The sequence below is a fragment of the Terriglobus sp. YAF25 genome, assembly GCF_052113305.1.
Taxonomy (GTDB): domain Bacteria; phylum Acidobacteriota; class Terriglobia; order Terriglobales; family Acidobacteriaceae; genus Terriglobus.
Genome location: NZ_JBFRCY010001000.1, coordinates 1 through 1248 on the forward strand (window position 1 = coordinate 1; position 1248 = coordinate 1248).

The 1248-nt window shown below is 58.2% G+C and carries 1 protein-coding gene; it reads right to left on the minus strand.

All coding sequences use genetic code 11. The features are described 5' to 3' along the window. Positions 1 to 172: 172 nt before the first annotated feature. Positions 173 to 1248 (minus strand): ATP-binding protein (locus tag AB4043_RS26000; protein ID WP_442308589.1); only part of this gene is annotated, 1076 nt, incomplete at its 5' end.

The window sequence follows — 1248 nt, forward strand, 5'->3', positions numbered from 1 at the left end:
GTAGAAAGCCGCCCCTGACGTGAGTGATTATTCTCTACGCCGGGATCTACCAATGGCGAGGCTTCGCTCGAATCTCCCACTCACGCTACGCGTGACCACCCCAACGAACAAGTTCGTTGGGGACCCGGTGAATGGGCACCCAGAGTATGGCCTGTCGAATTGTAACTACGACTTAGTTGGGCTCGTTTCCGGAGAAGCGCTCGACTGCAGAGCGCAGGTCTCCGCGTTTTGTCGGCTTGCTCAGAACCAGGTCTACGTTAGCCGGCGTCTCATCTTCGTTGCCTGAGCGGTATCCCCAACCGGTCAGCAGGATCACAGGTGTAGCGGCTGCGGCTTCCTTAACGGAGAGTGCTACTTTTTTGCCGTCGACATAGGGCATTCCCAGGTCTGTGAAGACGATAGAAAAGGGTTTGTTCTGAGAAAGCGCCGCATGAAACGCATCGATTCCTGACTGACCGCCGTTTGCCGTAACCACGTCGTGGCCGTCCAGTTCCAGCACCTCGCGCAATGGCTTCAACAGGAGAGGATCGTCGTCTACGAGCAGAATCCTCACCGGCTTCGATACGGTACCGGCAGGCGCAGTGGGAGCAGGTCTACTTACCGCGGCTTCTGTTGCGGTAAAGGTCAGACGCACCGTCGTCCCTTTACCGACGGCACTGTCAATCTCCAACTCACCACTGTGGCGCTCCATGACACCCTGCACCATGACAAGGCCAAGTCCGGTGCCGCGATCCCCCTTGGTGGTGAAGAAGGGCTCCATGCACCGCCGCCTGGCTTCTTCGTCCATACCAACACCGGTGTCGACCACTTCCAGATACACGCCACGAATCTCGGTAGGTCCTCCCTCTGAACAACTGGTCTTCGCAATACCAGTCCGCAGCGTTAACGTACCGCCATTCGCCATGGCATCGACGGCGTTGAAGATGAGGTTGACGAGCACTTCCCGGAGTTCGTTTTCAAGCCCTCGGATCGGCGGAATCCCATACGCCAGGTCTGTAACCATGCGGACCACAATTCCGTTTTGCTGCGGCATGGCAGACCAGCGGGCATTGGTCAGCTCGATGGTCTGGCGCACAAGTTGATTCAGGTCAATCGGCGCGGAGACAACCTGAGGCTCCCTCTGCCGATACAGATCCGTGAGCCGGGTAAGCGTGTTTGAGACATCATTCAACGCCCGCTGAATGGTCTGGAGAGTGCGGCGAGCCTGGCGGCCCAGGCCGGTCTCCGTCTCCAGCAGAGACTCGGTAT